The 18,898-nt window shown below is 69.1% G+C and carries 17 protein-coding genes; 13 read left to right on the top strand and 4 right to left on the bottom strand.

The features are described from left to right. Positions 1-13 precede the first annotated feature (13 nt). Both QH948_RS10185 and QH948_RS10180 read left to right on the top strand, forming a co-directional pair. On the top strand, positions 14-667 hold the full coding sequence (locus QH948_RS10185; protein WP_281144283.1) for a vitamin K epoxide reductase family protein: 654 nt from the start codon (positions 14-16) through the stop codon (positions 665-667). A gap of 79 nt (positions 668-746) precedes the next feature. Beyond that, positions 747-1,736, top strand: a complete 990-nt coding sequence (locus tag QH948_RS10180; protein ID WP_281144282.1) for a malate dehydrogenase — start codon at positions 747-749, stop codon at positions 1,734-1,736. A 71-nt stretch (positions 1,737-1,807) separates the two neighbouring features. Here the strand turns inward: QH948_RS10180 and QH948_RS10175 are convergent, their stop codons facing one another. Continuing rightward, on the bottom strand, positions 1,808-3,409 hold the full coding sequence (locus tag QH948_RS10175; RefSeq protein WP_281144281.1) for a monocarboxylic acid transporter: 1,602 nt from the start codon (positions 3,407-3,409) through the stop codon (positions 1,808-1,810). Further along, the gene (locus QH948_RS10170; protein ID WP_219083579.1) at positions 3,406-3,756 is read right to left on the bottom strand and encodes a DUF485 domain-containing protein; all 351 of its coding nucleotides are present in this window, start codon (positions 3,754-3,756) and stop codon (positions 3,406-3,408) included. The genes QH948_RS10175 and QH948_RS10170 overlap by 4 nt, the downstream gene beginning before the upstream one ends. A 163-nt stretch (positions 3,757-3,919) precedes the next feature. Here QH948_RS10170 and QH948_RS10165 point away from each other — a divergent pair, with 163 nt between their 5' ends. From QH948_RS10165 to QH948_RS10120, 10 genes are all read left to right on the top strand, one after another. After that, positions 3,920-4,768 (top strand): formyltetrahydrofolate deformylase, encoded by an 849-nt coding sequence (locus QH948_RS10165; RefSeq protein WP_438874090.1) that lies wholly within the window; start codon positions 3,920-3,922, stop codon positions 4,766-4,768. 15 nt (positions 4,769-4,783) lie between these two features. Continuing rightward, positions 4,784-6,109: a hemolysin family protein gene (locus QH948_RS10160; RefSeq protein ID WP_281144280.1), complete on the top strand. Its 1,326-nt coding sequence runs from the start codon at positions 4,784-4,786 to the stop codon at positions 6,107-6,109. After that, positions 6,072-7,316 (top strand): phosphotransferase, encoded by a 1,245-nt coding sequence (locus QH948_RS10155; protein ID WP_438874089.1) that lies wholly within the window; start codon positions 6,072-6,074, stop codon positions 7,314-7,316. Before QH948_RS10160 ends, QH948_RS10155 begins: the two co-directional genes overlap by 38 nt. 125 nt (positions 7,317-7,441) lie before the next feature. After that, on the top strand, positions 7,442-8,563 hold the full coding sequence (locus QH948_RS10150) for a BMP family lipoprotein (RefSeq protein ID WP_281144278.1): 1,122 nt from the start codon (positions 7,442-7,444) through the stop codon (positions 8,561-8,563). Between the two features lie 106 nt (positions 8,564-8,669). Next, positions 8,670-10,232 (top strand): ABC transporter ATP-binding protein, encoded by a 1,563-nt coding sequence (locus tag QH948_RS10145; protein WP_281144277.1) that lies wholly within the window; start codon positions 8,670-8,672, stop codon positions 10,230-10,232. Continuing rightward, positions 10,225-11,406: an ABC transporter permease gene (locus tag QH948_RS10140; RefSeq protein ID WP_281144276.1), complete on the top strand. Its 1,182-nt coding sequence runs from the start codon at positions 10,225-10,227 to the stop codon at positions 11,404-11,406. Before QH948_RS10145 ends, QH948_RS10140 begins: the two co-directional genes overlap by 8 nt. Continuing rightward, a complete protein-coding gene (locus QH948_RS10135; RefSeq protein ID WP_281144275.1) occupies positions 11,403-12,698 on the top strand; it encodes an ABC transporter permease in 1,296 nt (431 codons plus the stop codon). The genes QH948_RS10140 and QH948_RS10135 overlap by 4 nt, the downstream gene beginning before the upstream one ends. Position 12,699: 1 nt before the next feature. Continuing rightward, entirely contained in the window at positions 12,700-13,104 is a 405-nt protein-coding gene (locus QH948_RS10130) for a cytidine deaminase (protein WP_281144274.1), read from the top strand. Positions 13,105-13,115: 11 nt separating this feature from the next. Further along, positions 13,116-14,189, top strand: coding sequence for an adenosine deaminase (locus QH948_RS10125; RefSeq protein WP_281144273.1), 1,074 nt, complete (start codon positions 13,116-13,118; stop codon positions 14,187-14,189). Between the two features lie 67 nt (positions 14,190-14,256). Then, the gene (locus QH948_RS10120; protein WP_281144272.1) at positions 14,257-15,162 is read left to right on the top strand and encodes a GNAT family N-acetyltransferase; all 906 of its coding nucleotides are present in this window, start codon (positions 14,257-14,259) and stop codon (positions 15,160-15,162) included. Positions 15,163-15,214: 52 nt separating this feature from the next. Here the strand turns inward: QH948_RS10120 and QH948_RS10115 are convergent, their stop codons facing one another. Then, on the bottom strand, positions 15,215-17,485 hold the full coding sequence (locus QH948_RS10115; RefSeq protein ID WP_281144271.1) for an excinuclease ABC subunit UvrA: 2,271 nt from the start codon (positions 17,483-17,485) through the stop codon (positions 15,215-15,217). A gap of 38 nt (positions 17,486-17,523) precedes the next feature. After that, a complete protein-coding gene (locus QH948_RS10110; protein WP_281144270.1) occupies positions 17,524-17,994 on the bottom strand; it encodes a peptide-methionine (S)-S-oxide reductase in 471 nt (156 codons plus the stop codon). A 59-nt stretch (positions 17,995-18,053) separates the two neighbouring features. Here QH948_RS10110 and QH948_RS10105 point away from each other — a divergent pair, with 59 nt between their 5' ends. Then, on the top strand, positions 18,054-18,896 hold the full coding sequence (locus QH948_RS10105; RefSeq protein ID WP_281144269.1) for a ribonuclease H family protein: 843 nt from the start codon (positions 18,054-18,056) through the stop codon (positions 18,894-18,896). Positions 18,897-18,898: the final 2 nt, after the last annotated feature.

The raw sequence follows: 18,898 nt of genomic DNA, 5'->3' as shown, positions 1-18,898 counted from the left end.
TTCGATAGTGGCCATGCAGCAAGCCGTTGAAGACGTCGACCTGGCCCCCGGCAGGGGGACGGACCCCCGGCCGTGGCCGAAGCCGCGCGACCGCTACATCGTCTTCGGGGAGATGCTGCTGTTCGCCACGCTCAGCCTCATCGCCTCCTTCGTGTTGTCCTACGACGCGATCATCCTCGCCAGGAACCCCGACGCGATCCTCAGCTGCTCGATCAACGCGATCTTCGACTGCGCCAAGGTCGGCACCACCTGGCAGGCCAACGTCTTCGGCTTCCCCAACGCGTTCCTCGGCCTGATCGCCGAGCCGGTCGTCATGACCATCGCCGTCGCATCCCTGTGCGGCACGCGCTTCCCGCGCTGGTTCATGTTCACCGCGAACATCGTCTACTTCCTGGGCGTCGTCTTCGCCTACTGGCTGCTCGTCCAGAGCACGTTCGTGATCGGCGCCCTGTGCCCGTGGTGCATCCTCGTGACGATCTCCACCACCTTCGTCTTCTGGTCCATGACCAGGTGGAACATCCTCGAGGCGAACCTGTTCCTGCCACCCGCGGCCCAGGCGAAGGCCCGCGCCTTCGTCGACGGCGGCTGGATGACCATCGCCCTGATGTCCTGGCTCGTCCTGGTGGGGCTGCTCGAGGTGCTCAAGTGGGTGTTCAACATCCTCTGACCGGTGCCCGTCCCCCCGGGCGAGTGGAGTCGGAGTAGAGTCGCTTCCACGGACAAACACCGTTCTTGGAAGGAAAAGTATGAGCACTGATGCTCCCCTCAAGATCGCCGTCACCGGCGCCGCCGGCCAGATCTGCTACAGCCTGCTGTTCCGCATCGCCAGCGGGTCGCTGCTCGGCGACCGGCCGATCGAGCTGCGTCTCCTCGAGATCACCCCTGCGCTGAAGGCGCTCGAGGGTGTCGTCATGGAGCTCGACGACTGCGCATTCGGCAACCTGGTCAACATCGAGATCGGTGACGATCCCCGCAAGGTCTTCGACGGCGTGCACGCCGCCATGCTCGTCGGCGCCATGCCCCGCAAGGCAGGCATGGAGCGTGGCGACCTGCTGTCGGCCAACGGCGCCATCTTCACCGCACAGGGCAAGGCACTCAACGACGTGGCGGCCGACGATGTCAAGGTGCTCGTGACGGGCAACCCCGCGAACACCAACGCGCTCATCGCCATGAAGAACGCCCCCGACATCCCCGCCTCGCAGTTCAACGCGCTGACGCGCCTCGACCACAACCGCGCAAAGTCGCAGCTCGCGGCCAAGCTCGGCGTTCCGGTCACCGAGGTCAGCCACATGACCATCTGGGGCAACCACTCCGCCACGCAGTACCCGGACCTGTTCAACGCCAAGGTCGGCGGGAAGAACGCGGCCGAGCTCGTGGGCGACGAGGCGTGGATCGAGAACGACTTCATCCCCACCGTCGCCAAGCGCGGCGCCGCCATCATCGCCGCCCGCGGCCTCTCGTCGGCTGCCTCGGCTGCCAACGCGACCGTCGAGCACATGCGCGACTGGATCCTCGGCACCCCTGAGGGTGACTGGGTCTCGATGGCCGTGCCGTCCGACGGCTCCTACGGTGTTCCCGAGGGCCTGATCTCCTCGTTCCCGTGCATCGTCAAGGATGGGAAGTACGAGATCGTGCAGGGCCTCGAGCTCGGCGAGTTCTCGCGCGCCAAGATCGACGCCTCCGTCGCGGAGCTGGTCGACGAGCGCAACGCCGTCACCGAGCTCGGCCTCATCTGAGCCGCGCCCGACGCTGAAGGAGCCGGTCACCCCGCGGGGTGACCGGCTCCTTCGTGTTCAGACGGTCCGGATCAGTGGTCGAGGGCGCCCTCGGCGCCCGCGCCGGTCATGGAGCGGACCTCCATCTCGGCGGACACATCGGCGTACTCGGGTCCGTCCGGCTTCACGACCGAGCCGAGCCAGCCGAGGAGGAAGCCGACAGGCACCGAGACGATGGCCGGCGAATCGATCGGGAACCACGCGAAGTCCAGGTCGGGGAACATCGCCGTCGGTGCCCCCGACACGGCGGGCGAGAAGACGATCAGCACGACGGCGGTGAACAGGCCACCGAAGATCGACCACACAGCGCCGGCGGTGGAGAACTTCTTCCAGTACAGCGAGTACAGGATCGACGGCAGGTTCGCCGAGGCCGCGACGGCGAAGGCCAGCGCGACGAGGAAGGCGATGTTCTGCCCGTTCGCGGCGATGCCGCCGACGATCGCGATGAGGCCGATCGTGACCGACGTCCAGCGTGCGACCCTGATCTCCTTGGCCGGATCGGCCTTGCCGTCCTTGATCACCGAGTTGTAGATGTCGTGCGCGAACGACGCCGACGCGGTGATGGTCAGGCCGGCGACGACCGCCAGGATGGTGGCGAACGCGATGCCGCAGATGATCGCCATCAGGATCGCCCCGCCGAGCTCGAACGCCAGCGCAGGCGCCGCCGCGTTGGCCTTGCCGGGCATGCCGTTGATGGCCTCCGGGCCGACGAGCCACGCTGCGCCGTAGCCGAGCACCATCGTGAACAGGTAGAACGCGCCGATCAGGCCGATGGCCCACGTGACCGAGCGGCGCGCCTCCTTGGCGGTCGGCACGGTGTAGAAGCGCATCAGCACGTGCGGGAGGCCCGACGCGCCGAGCACCAGAGCCATGCCGAGGGAGACCAGGGCGACCGGGTCCTTGTACTTCGACATGGGCTCGATCAGGTTGATCTCGGAGCCCTGCTCGGCGGTGGTGTTCATCGCCTCGCCGATGAGCCCCGACAGGTTGAAGCCCGCCATCGCGAGCACCCACACAGTCATGACCAGCGCGCCGGAGATCAGCAGCACGGCCTTGATCATCTGGACCCAGGTCGTGCCCTTCATACCGCCGATGAGGACATAGGCGACCATCAGCAGGCCGACGATCACGATGACGATGTTCTGCGCGGCCGGGTCGCTGATGCCGAGCAGCAGCGACACCAGACCGCCCGCGCCGGCCATCTGGGCCAGCAGGTAGAAGAAGGTGACCGCCAGCGTGGAGATCGCGGCCGCGAGGCGGACGGGCTTCTGCTTGAGCCGGAAGCTCAGCACGTCGGCCATCGTGTACTTGCCGGTGTTGCGCATGGGTTCCGCGACCAGCAGGAGTGCGACCAGCCAGGCGACGAGGAATCCCACTGAGTAGAGGAGGCCGTCGTAGCCGTACAGGGCCACGGCGCCGACGATGCCGAGGAAGGAGGCGGCCGACAGGTAGTCGCCCGCGATGGCGAAGCCGTTCTGCCTGCCGTCGAACTGCGCGCCGCCGGTGTAGAAGTCGCCCGCCTTCTTCTTGCCGCCCGCGGTGACGCGGATCACGATGAACATCGTGACGACGACGAAGGCCGCGAAGATCGCGATGTTGATGGCGGGATTGCCCAGGGTCTCAAGGAGCTTCATCGTGCGCTCTCCTCGAGTTCGGTACGCAGCTTGGTGGCGATGGGATCGACGTCCTTGTTCATGTGGCGGATGTAGAGCCAGGTGATGAGGAAGGTGCTCACGAACTGGAGCAGTCCGAAGATGATGCCGACGGTGACGTTGCCGAACACGTGGGTCATCATGAGGTCCTTGGCCAGGATGGAGGCCAGAACGTAGGCGAGGTACCAGACGAGGAACACGGCGGTCATCGGAAAGGCGAAGGACCGGAAGACCTTCCGCAGCTGGGTGAACTCCGGCGAGCCCTGGACCCGCCGGAACTCTTCAGGTGGGATCGTGCCCTTGCTCGGGTCGGTCAGTGAATCGGGCATGGTGGTGCGTCTCCTGCGTGATGTGTGTCAGCGCTCCGTTGCGCTGGCGTCACGGTAACAACGAATATCCTTGACCGAGGCAAGTTTCCTGAATTGATGTGATGGTGGACAGGCCCGGTACCGCCGACCCTGTCGCAGGCCCGGCTCCTTCGGCCCCACTACGATGTGCGTCATGGACCTGAACGTTGTCACCCTGACCTGCCCCGACCGTCCCGGCATCGTGCATGCGATCACCGGAGGAATCGTGGCCGCGGGAGGCAACATCACCGAGTTGCAGCAGTTCTCCTCCCCGGACTCCGGCCTGTTCTTCACGCGCATCCAGGTCTCGGGCGCCGGCGAGCAGGAGCTGCGCAACGCGATCTCCGTGACCACGACGGGGTTCGGGGCCCGTCTCCGTGTCGACGATGCGACCAGGCCGCTGCGCACCCTGATCCTCGCGTCCAAGGCCGGGCACGCCGTCAACGACCTGCTCTTCCGCTGGCAGAGCGGGGACCTGCCCGTCGACATCGTGCGCATCATGGCCAACCACCAGGTGCTGGCTCCGATGGCCGAGTTCTACGAGGTGCCGTTCACCAGCCGGGTGGTCACGAAGGAGACGAAGGGGGAGTTCGAGGACGAGATCCGACGTGTCGTGGAGGAGGAGAGCATCGAGCTCGTCGTGCTGGCCCGGTACATGCAGATCCTCAGCCCCGAGCTGTGCGAGTTCCTCGCGTGGCGGGCGATCAACATCCACCACTCGTTCCTGCCGGGCTTCAAGGGCGCCAACCCGTACCGTCAGGCGCATACGCGCGGCGTCAAGCTGATCGGAGCCACGGCCCACTTCGTCACCAGCGACCTCGACGAGGGTCCGATCATCGAGCAGAACGTCGTGCGCGTCGACCACACCATGGAGGTGCCCAAGCTGGTCCGCAAGGGCCAGGCCCAGGAATCGCAGACGCTGGCCGAGGCGGTGCGGCTGTTCGCCGAGCACCGCGTGCTGGCCGACGGCGACCGCACCGTCATCTTCCGCTGAGCGGGTGAAGCAGCCATGGCCGCAGACATCGCGCTCGTCTTCGTCTTCATCCTGATCGGTGGGGTGTTCGCGGCTGCCGAGATGTCGATGGTCACGCTCCGGGAGAGCCAGGTGCGCGCGCTCGCGGCGAAGGGCAAGCGCGGCCAGGCCATCGAGCGGCTGACCAGCAACCCGAACCTCTTCCTCAGCTCGGTGCAGATCGGCGTGACCGTCTCCGGGTTCCTGTCCGCGGCCTTCGGCGGCGCGACGATCGCCGACGCCATCAGTCCGGCCTTCGTCGCGATGGGCATGCCCGATGCGGTCGCCGGGACGGTGGCCCTCGTTCTCGTCACGGTCGCGATCTCCTACTTCTCCATCGTGATCGGCGAGTTGACGGCCAAGCGGCTCGCCATGCAGCGGGCCGAGGCCTTCGCGCTCGGGCTGGCCCCGCTCGTCTCCGGCATCTCACGGCTCGCGCGGCCCGTGATCTGGTTCCTCGACGTGTCGACGAACTTCCTGGTCCGCCTGCTCGGCGGCGACCCGGCGCGGACCAAGGACCAGGTGACGGACGAGGAGCTGCGCGCGATGGTCGTCGCCTCGTCGACGCTGGGCGCTGAGGAGCGGACCATCGTCGAGGAGGTGTTCACGGCGGGGGAGCGGTCGCTGCGCGAGGTGATGGTGCCCCGCACCGAGGTCGACTTCCTCGCCGGGGACATGCCGATCCAGCAGGCCTACCGTGAGGTGCGCGGAGCGTCGCACTCGCGCTACCCCGTCACCGACGGCAGCAACGACCGCATCATCGGTTTCCTGCACGTGCGCGACCTGATGGACGTCGAGGGGCAGGCGCGCAGCGGCGACGTCGCGAGCCTCGCCCGGGAGGTGCTGTTCCTGCCGGAGACCGTCAAGATCCTGCGTGCGCTGACCGCCATGCGTTCGGCCCGCTCACACCTCGCGATCGTGCGCGACGAGTATGGCGGCACCGCCGGCATCGTCACGATCGAAGACCTCGTCGAGGAGCTGGTCGGCGACATCACCGACGAGTACGACGAGGACCCGACCACCTCCCTGCACCGCGAGGTCAACGAGGTCGACGGGCTCACCACCATCGAGGAGTTCGCCGAGCTCACGGGCTACGAGATCCCTGACGGCCCCTACGACACGGTCGCCGGGTACTTCATGGCCCAGCTCGGTTCCCTGCCGCAGCTCAACTCCCAGGTGAGCGTCGCGCTGCGGCCCGCGGGCGACAGGGAGGGGACGCCCGCCGTCTTCACCCTCACCGTGACGCAGCTCGACGGCCGTCGCGCCGCCTGGTTCTCGCTGCGACGTGAGGCGGCCCCCGATGGCGAGGCCGACGGTGGCTGACGACGGTCTTGAGCTGCTCACCGGGCCACGGGTCGAGCCGCTGTTGAGGGCTGCGGTGGAGCATCAGGGCGGCAGTCTGCACACCTGGTCCCTCGACCACGTGGACTCCGTGCCGGAGCAGTCCACGACCGCGACGTATCTCGCCAGGATCCGCTGGGCCCACGGCGAGCGCAACGAGCTGCTCGGGGTCAGCGCCAGGTCGGGTGACCTCGTCCCGAGCGACGAACGTGCCGAGATCTTCGAGGACGGCACCCGCAAGGTCGCCGTGTGGCTGTACCCGCACGACCCCGATCTGGCGGGCCTGCCGCGCGCCGCGTTCCCGGAGCTGATGGCCGAGACGCTGTCGGGGGTGCTGCCACGCCCCGTGACCGGCGACCAGCTGCGCCTCACCATGATCGGCTACCGGCCTCGCCGACGGGCCGTGGTCCGGGTCGACGTCCTCGACCCGCGCGAGGTGTTCTACGTCAAGGTCCTGCGCTCCAAGGTGTTCGACGACGTCCACCGCCGCCACGCGCTGCTCCGCGACGCGGGCATCCCGGCGCCCGAGGTCGCTCTGGCGACCCAGGACAACCTCCTAGTCACACGGGAACTGCCCGGGGCGGCGCTGGCGCGGGCGCTGTTCGAACCGGGCGATCCCTGCACCGCGGAGGAGCTCGTCGCCCTGCTCGACTCCATGCCGGCCACCGTCGGGGCCCTCGAGCGGAGGCCACCCTGGTCGGACGCCGTCGGCCACTACGCGAAGATGGTCGCCGCGACGCTGCCGGAACTGGCCGACCAGCTGGCCCGGCTCAGCGAGCGCATCGAGGAGGAGCTTGCCCGTTACGGCGGGGGCGACGAGCCGACGCACGGTGACTTCCACGAGGGGCAGCTGCGCGTGGCCGGCGGCAGGATCGTCGGGATGCTGGACGTCGACACGATCGGCCCGGGCCGCCGCGCCGACGACCTCGCGTGCCTGATCGGCCATCTCTCCACCATCCAGCGGATGAACGCCCGCCAGGAGGCGAAGGTCCGCGACCTGCTCGCCCGCTGGGTGCCGGTGTTCGACCGCCGCGTCGACCCCGTCGAGCTGAGGCTGCGCGCCGCCGCGGTGGTCATCTCGCTGGCGACGGGCCCCTATCGCAGCCAGGCCCCTGACTGGCGGACGCAGACCGTCGCGATGGTGCGTTCGGCGGAGGCGCTGGTGCGGCAGGTGGTCCCCGACCGCTGAAACAGCGGCCGTGGAAACACTGTGTTTCGGGTGCATAACGAAGCTCAGTTCGATGCGTGTGGTTGGGAAATGAAGCGGTAGTGTCTCGACCACAGATCCACACACTGTCTGAGGAGAGATTCTTCGTGAAGAAGTCCCTGCTGAGCATCATGGCGCTGACCAGCGCATCTGCTCTCGCCCTGTCCGCGTGCGCCGAGGCGCCCACCGCGACCACCACCGCCGGTTCGTCTGAGACCGCTTCGGCCGCAGCCTCGGGCAGCACCGCCGCGGCGACTGATTTCACCGCGTGCATGGTCTCCGACGCGGGTGGCTTCGACGACAAGTCGTTCAACGAGACCGCCTACAACGGCCTGCTGAAAGCCAAGGACGAGCTGGGTGTCCAGACCAACCAGATCGAGTCCAACGCCGAGTCCGAGTACGCCGGCAACGTCCAGGCCATGATCGACGCCAACTGCGACGTCATCGTCACCGTCGGATACGCGCTGGCTTCCGCCACCGAGGCGGCCGCCAAGCAGAACCCCGACGTCTCCTTCGCGATCGTCGACAACGCCTCCTTCGAGGGTGTCGACAACGCCAAGGGCCTCATCTTCAACGCCGCTCAGCCCGCCTTCATGGCCGGCTACGCCGCCGCGGCGATGACCTCGACCGGCACCGTCGGCACCTTCGGTGGCGCGAACTACCCGACCGTGAGCATCTTCATGGACGGCTTTGCCGAGGGCGTCAAGTACTACAACGAGCAGAAGAGCGGCTCCGTCAAGGTCATCGGCTGGGACGAGGAGAAGCAGGACGGCCAGTTCATCGGTGGCAACAACCCGTTCGGTGACGTCTCCGGCGGCAAGAACACCGCCGCGACCCTGATCGCCCAGGGGGCCGACATCATCCTGCCCGTGGCGGGCCCCGCCGGCATCGGCGCCCTGCAGGCTGCCCAGGAGTCGGGCGGCAAGGTCAACGCCATCTGGGTCGACACCGACGGCTATGTCTCCGCCCCCGACTACAAGTCCAGCATCGTGACCTCCGTCGAGAAGGAGATGGACGTCGCCGTGTTCGAGGCCATCAAGGCCGCCATGGACGGCTCCTTCAGCTCCGACCCGTACGTCGGCACGCTGGAGAACGGTGGCGTCGGCCTCGCGTCGTTCCACGACTTCGAGTCGAAGATGCCCGAGGGCCTCGCCGACGAACTGGAGCAGATCAAGGCCGACATCATCAGCGGCGCGATCACGATCACCTCGCCGAGCCAGCCTTCCTGACCCGGCACCGCATGAAGGGAGGGGCGCGACCGCGCCCCTCCCTTCGTGTTACCGGAAGCGAAGCTAGGCTGTCCCCACTCACCCCACCGTCGAGGAGGAGTCCACAGTGACCGCCCCCACCATCAAGGCGCCCGTCGCGCCCGTGCTGTCGCTGAGCGGCATCACGAAGAGATTCGGGTCGTTGACCGCCAACGACTCGATCAGCATCGACATCACGCCCGGGAAGATCCACTGCCTCCTCGGCGAGAACGGCGCGGGCAAGTCGACGCTTATGAACATCCTGTTCGGGCTCCTTGCCCCCGACGAGGGGGAGATCCGGCTCGGGGAGCGGCAGCTGAGCCTCACCAACCCCAAGCAGGCCATGGCCGCGGGCATCGGCATGGTGCACCAGCACTTCATGCTCATCCCGGTCTTCACGGTCGCCGAGAACATGGTGCTCGGTCACGAGCCCGGCTCCGGCGGGCTGCTTGACCTCAACTCGGCCAGGAAACGTGTCCGCGAGCTGAGCGAGCGGTACAGGCTCGAGGTCGACCCCGACGCACTCGTCGAGGACCTCCCCGTGGGCATCCAGCAGCGGGTCGAGATCCTCAAGGCGCTGGCCAACGATGCGACGTACCTGATCTTCGACGAGCCGACGGCGGTCCTGACCCCCCAGGAGATCGACGAGCTGATGGAGGTCATGCGCTCGCTGCGCGACGAGGGCCGAGCCATCGTCTTCATCACCCACAAGCTCCGGGAGGTGCGCGAGGTCGCCGACGAGATCACGGTGATCCGCCGGGGCAAGGTCGTCGGCGAGGCGCTGCCCAGCGCATCACAGGCCGAGCTCGCCTCCATGATGGTGGGCCGCAGCGTCTCGCTGCAGGTCGCGAAGGAGAAGGCCACCCCCGGCGAGCCACGCCTCGTGATCGAGGACCTCACCGTCGCCTCGCCGTCGGGCCAGGTGGCCGTCGACCAGCTCGACCTGACGGTGCGCGGCGGCGAGATCGTCTGCATCGCCGGCGTGCAGGGCAACGGCCAGACGGAGCTGGCGGAGACGCTGCTCGGCACCATGACGCCGCTGAGCGGCACGATCACGCTCGACGGGGACGACATCACCCGGCAGAGCCCCGCGAAGACACTCAAGGCCGGCCTCGGCTACGTGCCGGAGGACCGGCACAGGGACGGCTTCGTCGGCGAGTTCTCCATCGCCGAGAACCTGGTCCTCGACAACCTCGATGAGTACTCGAAGCGCGGATCTCTGCAGCTCGGCCTGATCGCCGAGAACGCCCGACAGCGGATCGAGGAGTTCGACATCCGCGCCGGGTCGGCCACGCAGCCCGTCAACTCGTTGTCCGGCGGCAACCAGCAGAAGGTGGTGCTCGCCCGCGAGTTGTCGCGGCCCCTGTCGCTGCTGCTCGCCAGCCAGCCGACCCGCGGCGTCGACGTCGGCGCCATCGAGTTCCTCCACTCGCGCATCGTGTCCGAGCGTGACAACGGCACCGCCGTGCTGATCGTCTCGACCGAACTGGAGGAGGTCGAGTCCCTGGCCGACCGCATCGCCGTGATGTACCGCGGACGCATCGTCGGTGTCGTCGACTCCGACACGCCCCGGGACGTGCTAGGCCTCATGATGGCCGGCATCAGCTACGAGGAAGCCCTCGCCACCATCAAGGAGTCAACCCATGAGTGACAAGGTCTCCACGCGCCCCGCGTGGCTGCAGACGACGATCATCACCGTCGCCTCGCTGCTGCTGGCCTTCGTCCTCGGCGCCATCATCATGGTGTTCGCCGATGCCGAGGTGGCCCAGAAGTGGACCTACTTCTTCGCCCAGCCGGGAGTCGCGCTCAGCGCGTCGTGGGAGAAGATCTCGCTGACGTTCTACGCAATGTGGGTCGGTTCGATGGGCAGCATCACCGCCATCACGAACACCACGGCGGAGGCGGCACCCCTGATCGCGGGTGGCCTCTCGGTCGCGATCGCGTTCCGGGCGGGTCTGTTCAACATCGGCGCGCAGGGCCAGGCGATGGTCGGCGCGCTGCTGGCCGCCTACCTCGGCTTCACGATCAAGGGCCTGCCGCTCATCGCGCACCTGCCGCTCGTCATCGTCATGGGCATGGTCGGCGGCGCCGTCTGGGGCGGCATCGTCGGCGTCATCAAGGCGCGCACCGGCGCGCACGAGGTGATCCTGACGATCATGATGAACTACATCGCGACGTCGCTGCTGGCCTACCTGATGCTGCAGAAGGCGTTCCAGGCGCCCGGCCGCAACGACCCGATCTCGCCCATCCTCGAGTGGAGCGCAACGCTGCCGCGCATCGCCGGCACCCGCCTGCACCTTGGGTTCGGGCTCGTGCTCATCGCGGCGCTGTTCACCTGGTGGCTCATCGAGCGCACCAAGTTCGGCGTGCACCTCAAGGCCGTCGGCCTCAACCCCGACGCGGCCGCCGTGGCCGGAGCCTCCGTCCAGCGCGTCACGATGATCACGATGGCGCTCGCGGGCGCCATGGCGGGCCTGGCCGGCACGATCCAGGTCACGGCACCGGAACTCCTGACGGGAACCCCGACGCAGATGACCGGCACCGTCATCGGCACGTTGGGCTTCGACGCCATCACGGTGGCGCTGCTCGGCCGCTCCCGGCCTGTGGGCGTCGTGCTCGCCGGCCTGCTCTTCGGCGCGCTCAAGGCGTCTCGCCGCACCATGATCACCATGGCCGGCACCCCCGACAAGCTGACCGACCTGATCCAGGCGCTGATCGTGCTGTTCGTCGCCGCGCCCGCGTTCGTGGTGTGGCTGCTGCCGTTCCTCAGGGAACGCAGGGTCAGTGCCGCGAATCCCCCCGCTGCGAAGGTGGCCGAAGCATGAGCACCGAGACGATCATCCCCACCGTCGGCGACGTGAAGGTCGTCGAGTCGCCCGAGAAGCGCTCTCAGCGCATCTCGACCGGCGTGCTGGTCACGCTGCTCGGCGCCGTCCTGTTCGTGCTGGCCTTCACCGTGCACAAGCCGGGACAGATCGCGCTGTCCGACGCGTTTGCCGAGGTGCAGCTGCCCACCCTCTCGCTCCCCGGCACTCCGACGGTGCTCGTCTGCGCGCTCCTGACGCTCGGCGCCGGCATCGGCTACCTGACCGGCAGGGTGTCGGGCCGGTGGCGCACGGTGGCCGCGCTCGTCGCGGGCCTCGGCGTCGTCGTCGGCTTCATCGTGTGGGCGGCGGCCAGCTCCGACCTTGCCTTCACGCTCACCAGCCAGCTGAACCTGACGCTCGAGTACTCCACGCCGCTCTTCTTCGGCGTGCTCGGCGGCGTGCTGGCCGAGCGGGCCGGCGTGGTCAACATCGCCATCGAGGGCCAGTTCCTGATGGCCGCGTTCGCCGCGTCCCTGACCTACTCGATGACCCAGTCCTTCGTCGCTGCCCTGATCGCGGCGGCGCTCGCCAGCGCCGCCATGTCAGCCCTTCTGGCCGTGTTCGCGCTGAAGTACTTCGTCGACCACGTGATCATCGGCGTCGTCGTCAACGTGCTCGCGGCCGGCCTCACCGGCTTCGTCTACCAGCAGCTGATCGCGCCCGACCCCGCCACCTACGGCTCGGTCTCGCCGATGCAGCCGTTCGCGATCCCCGGCCTGGAGGCGATCCCGTTCCTCGGGCCCATCATCTTCACGCTGCGGCCGCTCACCTACCTGGCCTTCGTCGCCGTGCCGCTGGTCTGGTTCATCCTGTACCGCACCAAGTGGGGTCTGAGGGTCCGCTCGGTCGGCGAGCACCCGCACGCGGCCGACACCGTCGGCATCAACGTCGTGCGGACGAAGTTCCTGTCCGTCACGCTCGGCGGCATCTTCGCCGGGCTGGGCGGCGCCTACTTCACCATCGGCTCGGTGGGCGCCTTCCAGGACAACAACCCGACGGCCGGCTACGGCTACATCGCGCTCGCCGCGGTGATCATGGGGCGCTGGAACCCGATCTACGGGGCCTTCGTCGCGCTGTTCTTCGGCTTCGCGCGCGCCCTTGCCCAGACGACCAAGCCGATGTCGCTGCCCATCCCCAGCGACTTCATCGAGATGCTCCCGTACCTCGCCACCATCATCGCCGTCGCGGGCCTGGTCGGACGCGTCCGTCCGCCGGCCGCCGACGGCGACCACTTCGTGAAGAGCCACTGACATGACAGAGACGGACATCGACTGGCCCGCGCTGCGGGCCGCCGCCGTCGCGGCGGCGGCCAAGGCCTACGCCCCGTACTCCGGGTACCCGGTGGGTGCGGCGGCGCTGGTCGACGACGGCCGCGTCGTCGTGGGCTGCAACGTGGAGAACGCCGCGTACGGCGTGGTGCTGTGCGCGGAATGCGGGCTGGTCAGCTCGCTCGTTGCGGGCGGCGGGGGCCGGCTGATCGCGTTCACGTGCGTGAACAAGGACGGCGACGTCATCATGCCGTGCGGCCGCTGCCGCCAGCTGCTCAACGAGCACGGCGGCCCGACGCTGTGGATGGAGACCCCGACGGGACTCCTCACACTCGACGACGTGCTGCCCCAGGCGTTCGGACCCTCGGACCTGGACGCGGTCCGGTGAAGGAGGCACCCATGCTGACCATCGACGACCTGCGCAGCCTCCCGAAGGTGGCGCTGCACGACCACCTCGACGGAGGGCTGCGACCCGCCACGGTGCTGGAGCTGTGTGCGGAGGCCGGGCACGACCTGCCGGCCGGGACGCCCGAGGAGCTGGGGGAGTGGTTCTTCCAGGCCGCGGACTCCGGCTCGCTCGTGCGCTACCTGGAGACGTTCGCGCACACCGTCGCCGCGATGCAGAGCTACGACAACCTCGTCCGGGTCGCGCGCGAGTTCGTGCTCGACCAGGCCGCCGACGGCGTCGTCTACGCCGAGGCGCGGTGGGCGCCCGAGCAGCACCTCGCGGGCGGGCTGACGCTGCACGAGGCCGTCGAGGCCGTCCGCGACGGGCTGGCCGAGGGTATGGCCGAGGCCGCGGGCGAGGGGAGGCCGATCATCGCGCGGCAGCTCCTGACGTCGATGCGGCACGCGACCCCGTCGCTTGACATCGCCGAGCTGGCCGTCGAGTTCCGCGACGACTCGGTCGCCGGGTTCGACATCGCCGGCGCCGAGGACGGCTTCCCGCCCGGCCGTTTCCTGGAGGCCTTCCAGTTCCTGAAGCGCAGCAACATGTTCTTCACCATCCACGCGGGAGAGGCCTACGGGCTGCCGTCGATCTGGGAGGCCGTGCAGGTCTGCGGCGCGGACCGGCTCGGCCACGGCGTCCGGATCGTGGAGGACATCACGGTCGAGGACGGTGTCGCACGGCTGGGCAGGCTCGCCGCCTATGTCCGCGACGCGCAGACCCCGCTCGAGGTCTCCCCATCGTCGAACCTGCAGACCGGCATCGCGGCGACGCTCGCCGAGCACCCGGTCGAGCTGCTGAAGGACCTCGGCTTCAACGTGACGATCAACTGCGACAACCGTCTGATGAGCGCCACGACGATGTCGCGGGAGTTCGCCCGGCTGGTCGAGACGCACCACTGGGACCTCGACGACGTCGAGGCGTGCACCGTGCGCGCCATGCGGGCCGCGTTCCTGCACCACGACCAGCGCGAGGCCATGATCCGGGAGGTCATCAGCCCCGCGTACGCGGCGGCGCGCGCCTGATCGTCCGGAGAATGACCCGCCGGAGGCCGCGTGGGGAGATGCGGCGCCGGTGGTGCACTATTTCCCCATGAACAGGCCGCTGATCGTGGATGCCCCGACCTCCGAGTCGCAGCGCGTGTCGCTGCGTTGGGAGTCGGCCGACGGCGCGAGCGATGTGGTCGGGCACGTCGTCGCGGCCAACACCGACTGGGTGGTCGTGCTGCCCCAGGACCGGCCCGCCGTCTGGGTCCCGCAGGCCGAGGCGCGCAACCTCCGGCGAGTTCCGGAGCGCTCGGTCCTGCCCACGTCGTCGGCCGACAGCCTCCAGCGCATCCTGGACCGGACCTGGCCCGGGACGCGGCGGGCAAGGCTCGGCGGCTGGATCCTGCGCGACGGCCCGGACGACTCCTTCCGCGCCAACTCGGTGCTGGCCTCAGGCGACCCCGGGGTCGAGTTCGACGAGGCGCTCCGGCTGGTCCGCGAGTGGCAGGGCGGGCCGGTGCGGCTCCAGGTGGTCATCGGCTCCGACGCGCAGGCGCGTGGCCGGGCCGCCGGGATGAAGCTCAGCAAGCTCACGAGGACCATGACGCTCGCCATCGACGACCGGTGGGCCGTCGAGACGCCCGATGCCGCCATCGACGACGCGCCGAATGAGGCGTGGCTCGAGCTCTGGGACCACCGCGACAACGACGCGCGCGTCGCAGAGATGACCGCGGCGCCGGCCACCTACCTCCGGCTGGGGGACCACGCCATCGGGCGCATCGCCTACTTCGGCGGCTGGGGCGTCCTGACGGATGTCGAGGTCGCCCGCGCGGCACGGGGCCGGGGGCTCGGCCGCGACGTCACCAACGCCCTGATCGCGCACGCGGCCCGCGCGGGGGTGCGGTACCTCGCGCTGCAGGTCGAGCAGACCAACAACATCGCCGTCGCGCTGTACGAGTCCCTCGGCTTCACCGAACACCACCGCTACGGCTACCTGTCCGAGCGGGCATGAGGAGTCAGAGGCTCCGCCGCAGCACGGTGAGATCCCGTCCCGGGCGGCCGCGTCAGGCCAGGTAGGCGGCCAGATGCCGGCCGGTGAGCGTGTCGGCGGCCGCAAGTTGGGCCGGAGTGCCCTCGAACACGACCAGGCCACCGTCGTGCCCGGCGCCGGGGCCGACGTCGATGATGTGGTCAGCGTGCGCCATCACGGGCAGTGAGTGCTCGATCACGATGACCGTGTTGCCCTCGTCGACCAGGGTGTCGAGCATGACGAGCATGGCCTCGATGTCGGCCATGTGCAGGCCGGTGGTCGGCTCGTCGAGCACGTAGCTGCCCGGCCCCTCGCCCAGCTGGATCGCGAGCTTGACGCGCTGCCGCTCGCCGCCGGACAGCGTCGACAGCGGCTGCCCGAGCCGCAGGTAGCCGAGCCCCACCGACATCAACCGCGACAGGATCCGGCCATGAATGCCCGCGTGGAAGACCTGCGCCGCGTCGGCGACGGGAAGCTGCAGCACCTCGGAGATGTTCAGCCCGTGCAGCGTGTAGCGCAGGACCTCGTCGGTGAAGCGTCGGCCTTCGCAGACCTCGCAGGTGCGGGAGACGCCGGCCAGCTGGCCGAGGTCGGTGTAGACGATGCCGAGGCCCTTGCAGTTGGGGCAGGCGCCAGCCGAGTTGGCGCTGAAGAGGGCGGGCTTGACCTTGTTGGCCTTGGCGAACGCGGTGCGGATCGGGTCGAGGAGGCCGGTGTAGGTGGCCGGGTTCGAGCGGATGGAGCCGCGGATGGGGCTCTGGTCGACCACGCGCAGCGTGCCCGCGCCGGACATCGAGCCGTCGGCGATCGACCCGTGGATCAGGCTCGACTTGCCGGATCCCGCCACGCCCGTGATCACGGTCAGCACGCCCAGCGGGATGTCGACGTCGACGCCGCGCAGGTTGTGCGTCGTGGCGCCGCGGATCTCCAGCGCGCCGGTGGGCGTGCGCGGCGGGGTGCGGCGGACGTGCAGGGTGGAGAGGTGGTCGCCCGTGATGGTGCCGGAGGCGCGGAGCCCGTCGACGTCGCCGGTGAACATCACTCGGCCGCCCTGCGCGCCCGCGCCGGGGCCGATGTCGACGATGTGGTCCGCGCGCTCGATGACCTGCGGCTTGTGCTCGACGACCAGGACCGTGTTGCCCTTGTCGCGGAGCCGCTGCAGGAGGTCGACCATCTTGTCGATGTCGTGCGGGTGCAGGCCGACGGTCGGCTCGTCGAAGACGTAGGTCACGTCGCTGAGCGCCGAGCCCAGGTGACGCACCATCTTGACGCGCTGCGTCTCGCCGCCCGACAGGGTGCCCGACTCGCGGTCCAACGACAGGTACCCGAGCCCGACCTCCACCAGCGAGCCGAGGAGGTCGACCAGCGAGGTCAGGACGGGCGCGACCTCGACTCCGGCAGCGGAGGCGTGCAGCTCCTCCGCCCAGGCGCGCAGGTCCGTGATCTGCCAGCCGAGCGCCTCGGGCAGCGTGACGCCGCCGATCTGTGCGGTCCTGGCCGGCTCGTTCAGGCGGGTGCCGCCGCACTCCGGGCACGCGCGGAAGGTGGCGATCCGTTCCGCGAACTCCTTGATGTGCTTCTGGCCGGGCTCCTTCTCGGGGTTGAGGTACATGCGCCGGATGCGCGGGATGAGACCCTCGTAGGTCATGTTGATGCCGGAGACCCTGATCTTGGTGGGCTCCTGGTACATGAGGGTCTGCCACTGGTCCGCGGAATAGCCCTTCAGCGGCAGCTCGGGGTCGAGGTCGGGATGCTGCGCGTAGCTCTTCCAGTACCACGTGCCGACCCCGAAGTTCGGTGCCGTGATGGCGCCCTGCGCCAGGGAGAGGTCGGTGTCGACGATCAGGGACTCGTCGATCGCCGAGACCCGTCCGGTGCCCTCGCAGCCTGGGCACATGCCCTGCGGGGTGTTGAACGAGAAGTGGTAGCTCGGCCCGACCTCCGGCGTGCCGAGGCGGGACCAGAGCAGACGCATGAGGTTGTTCACGTCCGTGGCGGTGCCGACGGTCGAGCGGGCGTTGGTGCCCATCCGCTCCTGGTCGACGACGATGGCCGCCGACAGGTTCTCGAGTGCGTCGACGTCGGGTCGCGCGGGGCTGGCCATGAACGACTGCACGAAGGCGGGGTACGTCTCGTTGATCAGGCGCTGTGACTCCGCGGCGATCGTGCCGAACACCAGGGAGCTCTTGCCGGAGCCGGAGACGCCCGTGAAGACCGTCAGCCTCCGCTTAGGGATGGCCACGTCGATGCCCTGGAGGTTGTTGACCCGCGCGCCGCGGACCCGGATCTCGTCGTGCGATTGCATTGGGTCAGTGTGGCACGGCCCTCGGACAGCCCCTGGGGTCAGGCGTACCGCGTCAGCACCTCGGCCGGGATGTGGCAGTAGTCGTCGGGGCAGCGCTCCAGCCTGTCCTGGTGCTCGTCGGCGCTGCGGACGTAGTTCGTCAGCGGGGCGACCTCCACCGCGATCCGGTCTCGGTCCGCACGGGCGTCGATGGCGGCGCGCGCCTCGGCCAGGTGGCCGGGATCGGTGCTGTAGATGCCCGTGCGGTAGCGCGGCCCGACGTCGTCGCCCTGCCGGTCCACGGAGTACGGGTCGATGATCTCGAACAGATGCCCGACCAGCGCGGCGACCGTGACACGTGCCGGGTCGAAGACGGTGCGCACGCACTCGGCGAACCCGTCGTACTCGCCGCCGAGTGCGGCGGACGTGCCGTTGGCGCGCCCCGCCTCCGTGTCGACCACGCCGGGCAGGGTGCGCACGAACGCCTGGACACCCCACAGGCAGCCGCCCGCCAGATAGATGGTCTCCATGTGCCCTCCCAGCCCGGCCAATCTAGCCCCGCGGGCGCGCGCCGGTATTGTCGGGGGCTGTGATCATTGCCGCAGCTGACGGATCCTCCCTGTCCAACCCCGGCCCCGCGGGCTGGGCCTGGTACGTCTCCGACGACATCTGGGCCGCCGGGGGCTGGGACCACGGCACCAACAACATGGGCGAGCTGATGGCGGTGCTCGACCTGCTCCAGTCGACGGCGCACGTCGACGAGCCGCTGCGCATCCTGTGCGACTCGCAGTACGTCATCAACTCGCTGACGAAGTGGCTGCCCGGTTGGAAGCGGCGCGGCTGGAAGAAGGGCGACGGCAAGCCGGTCCAGAACGTCGAGCTGATGAAGGCGCTCGACGTGGCGTTGAAGGGTCGCGAGGTGGAGTTCGAGTGGGTCAAGGGCCATGCCGGGCACGCCATGAACGAGGCGGCCGACGAGCGGGCCCGGGCGGCGGCCACCGCCTTCCAGCAGGGTCGCGAGGCGGAGACGGGCCCGGGCTTCCCAGCGTCGCTGCCCGGGCGTGGGGCCGCGGAGTTCACCGTCGGTCAGGTCGACGAGCAGCCCGACCTCTTCGGGGACGCGCCGGCCGAGGATGCCCCGAAGCCGGTCCCCGGCACCGCCGGCCCGCGGCAGAAGGCGGCGCTCGTGCGTGCCACCCGTTCGCTGTTCGAGGGCGGTGCGAGGCTCCACCCGGAGTTCGTCGTGCAGAGCGCGGCGGGGGAGTCGGCGACGACGCCATGGCCCAAGGCTGTCGACGGGGAGCTGCTGTCGGTGGACGGGCTCGGTCCCGAGAGCGCGCTGGTGCGCGCCCGCGTCGAGGATCGGCTGGTTGCTCTGGTGTGGGTCGAGCTCCCCGGCGGCTGGGCGCTCAGGCTCGCCGCGCTGTCCTGAGC

Origin of the sequence: Tessaracoccus lacteus, from assembly GCF_029917005.1 — a bacterium.
Taxonomy (GTDB): Bacteria; Actinomycetota; Actinomycetes; order Propionibacteriales; family Propionibacteriaceae; genus Arachnia; species Arachnia lactea.
This window is presented reverse-complemented; position numbering and strand designations above follow the sequence as displayed.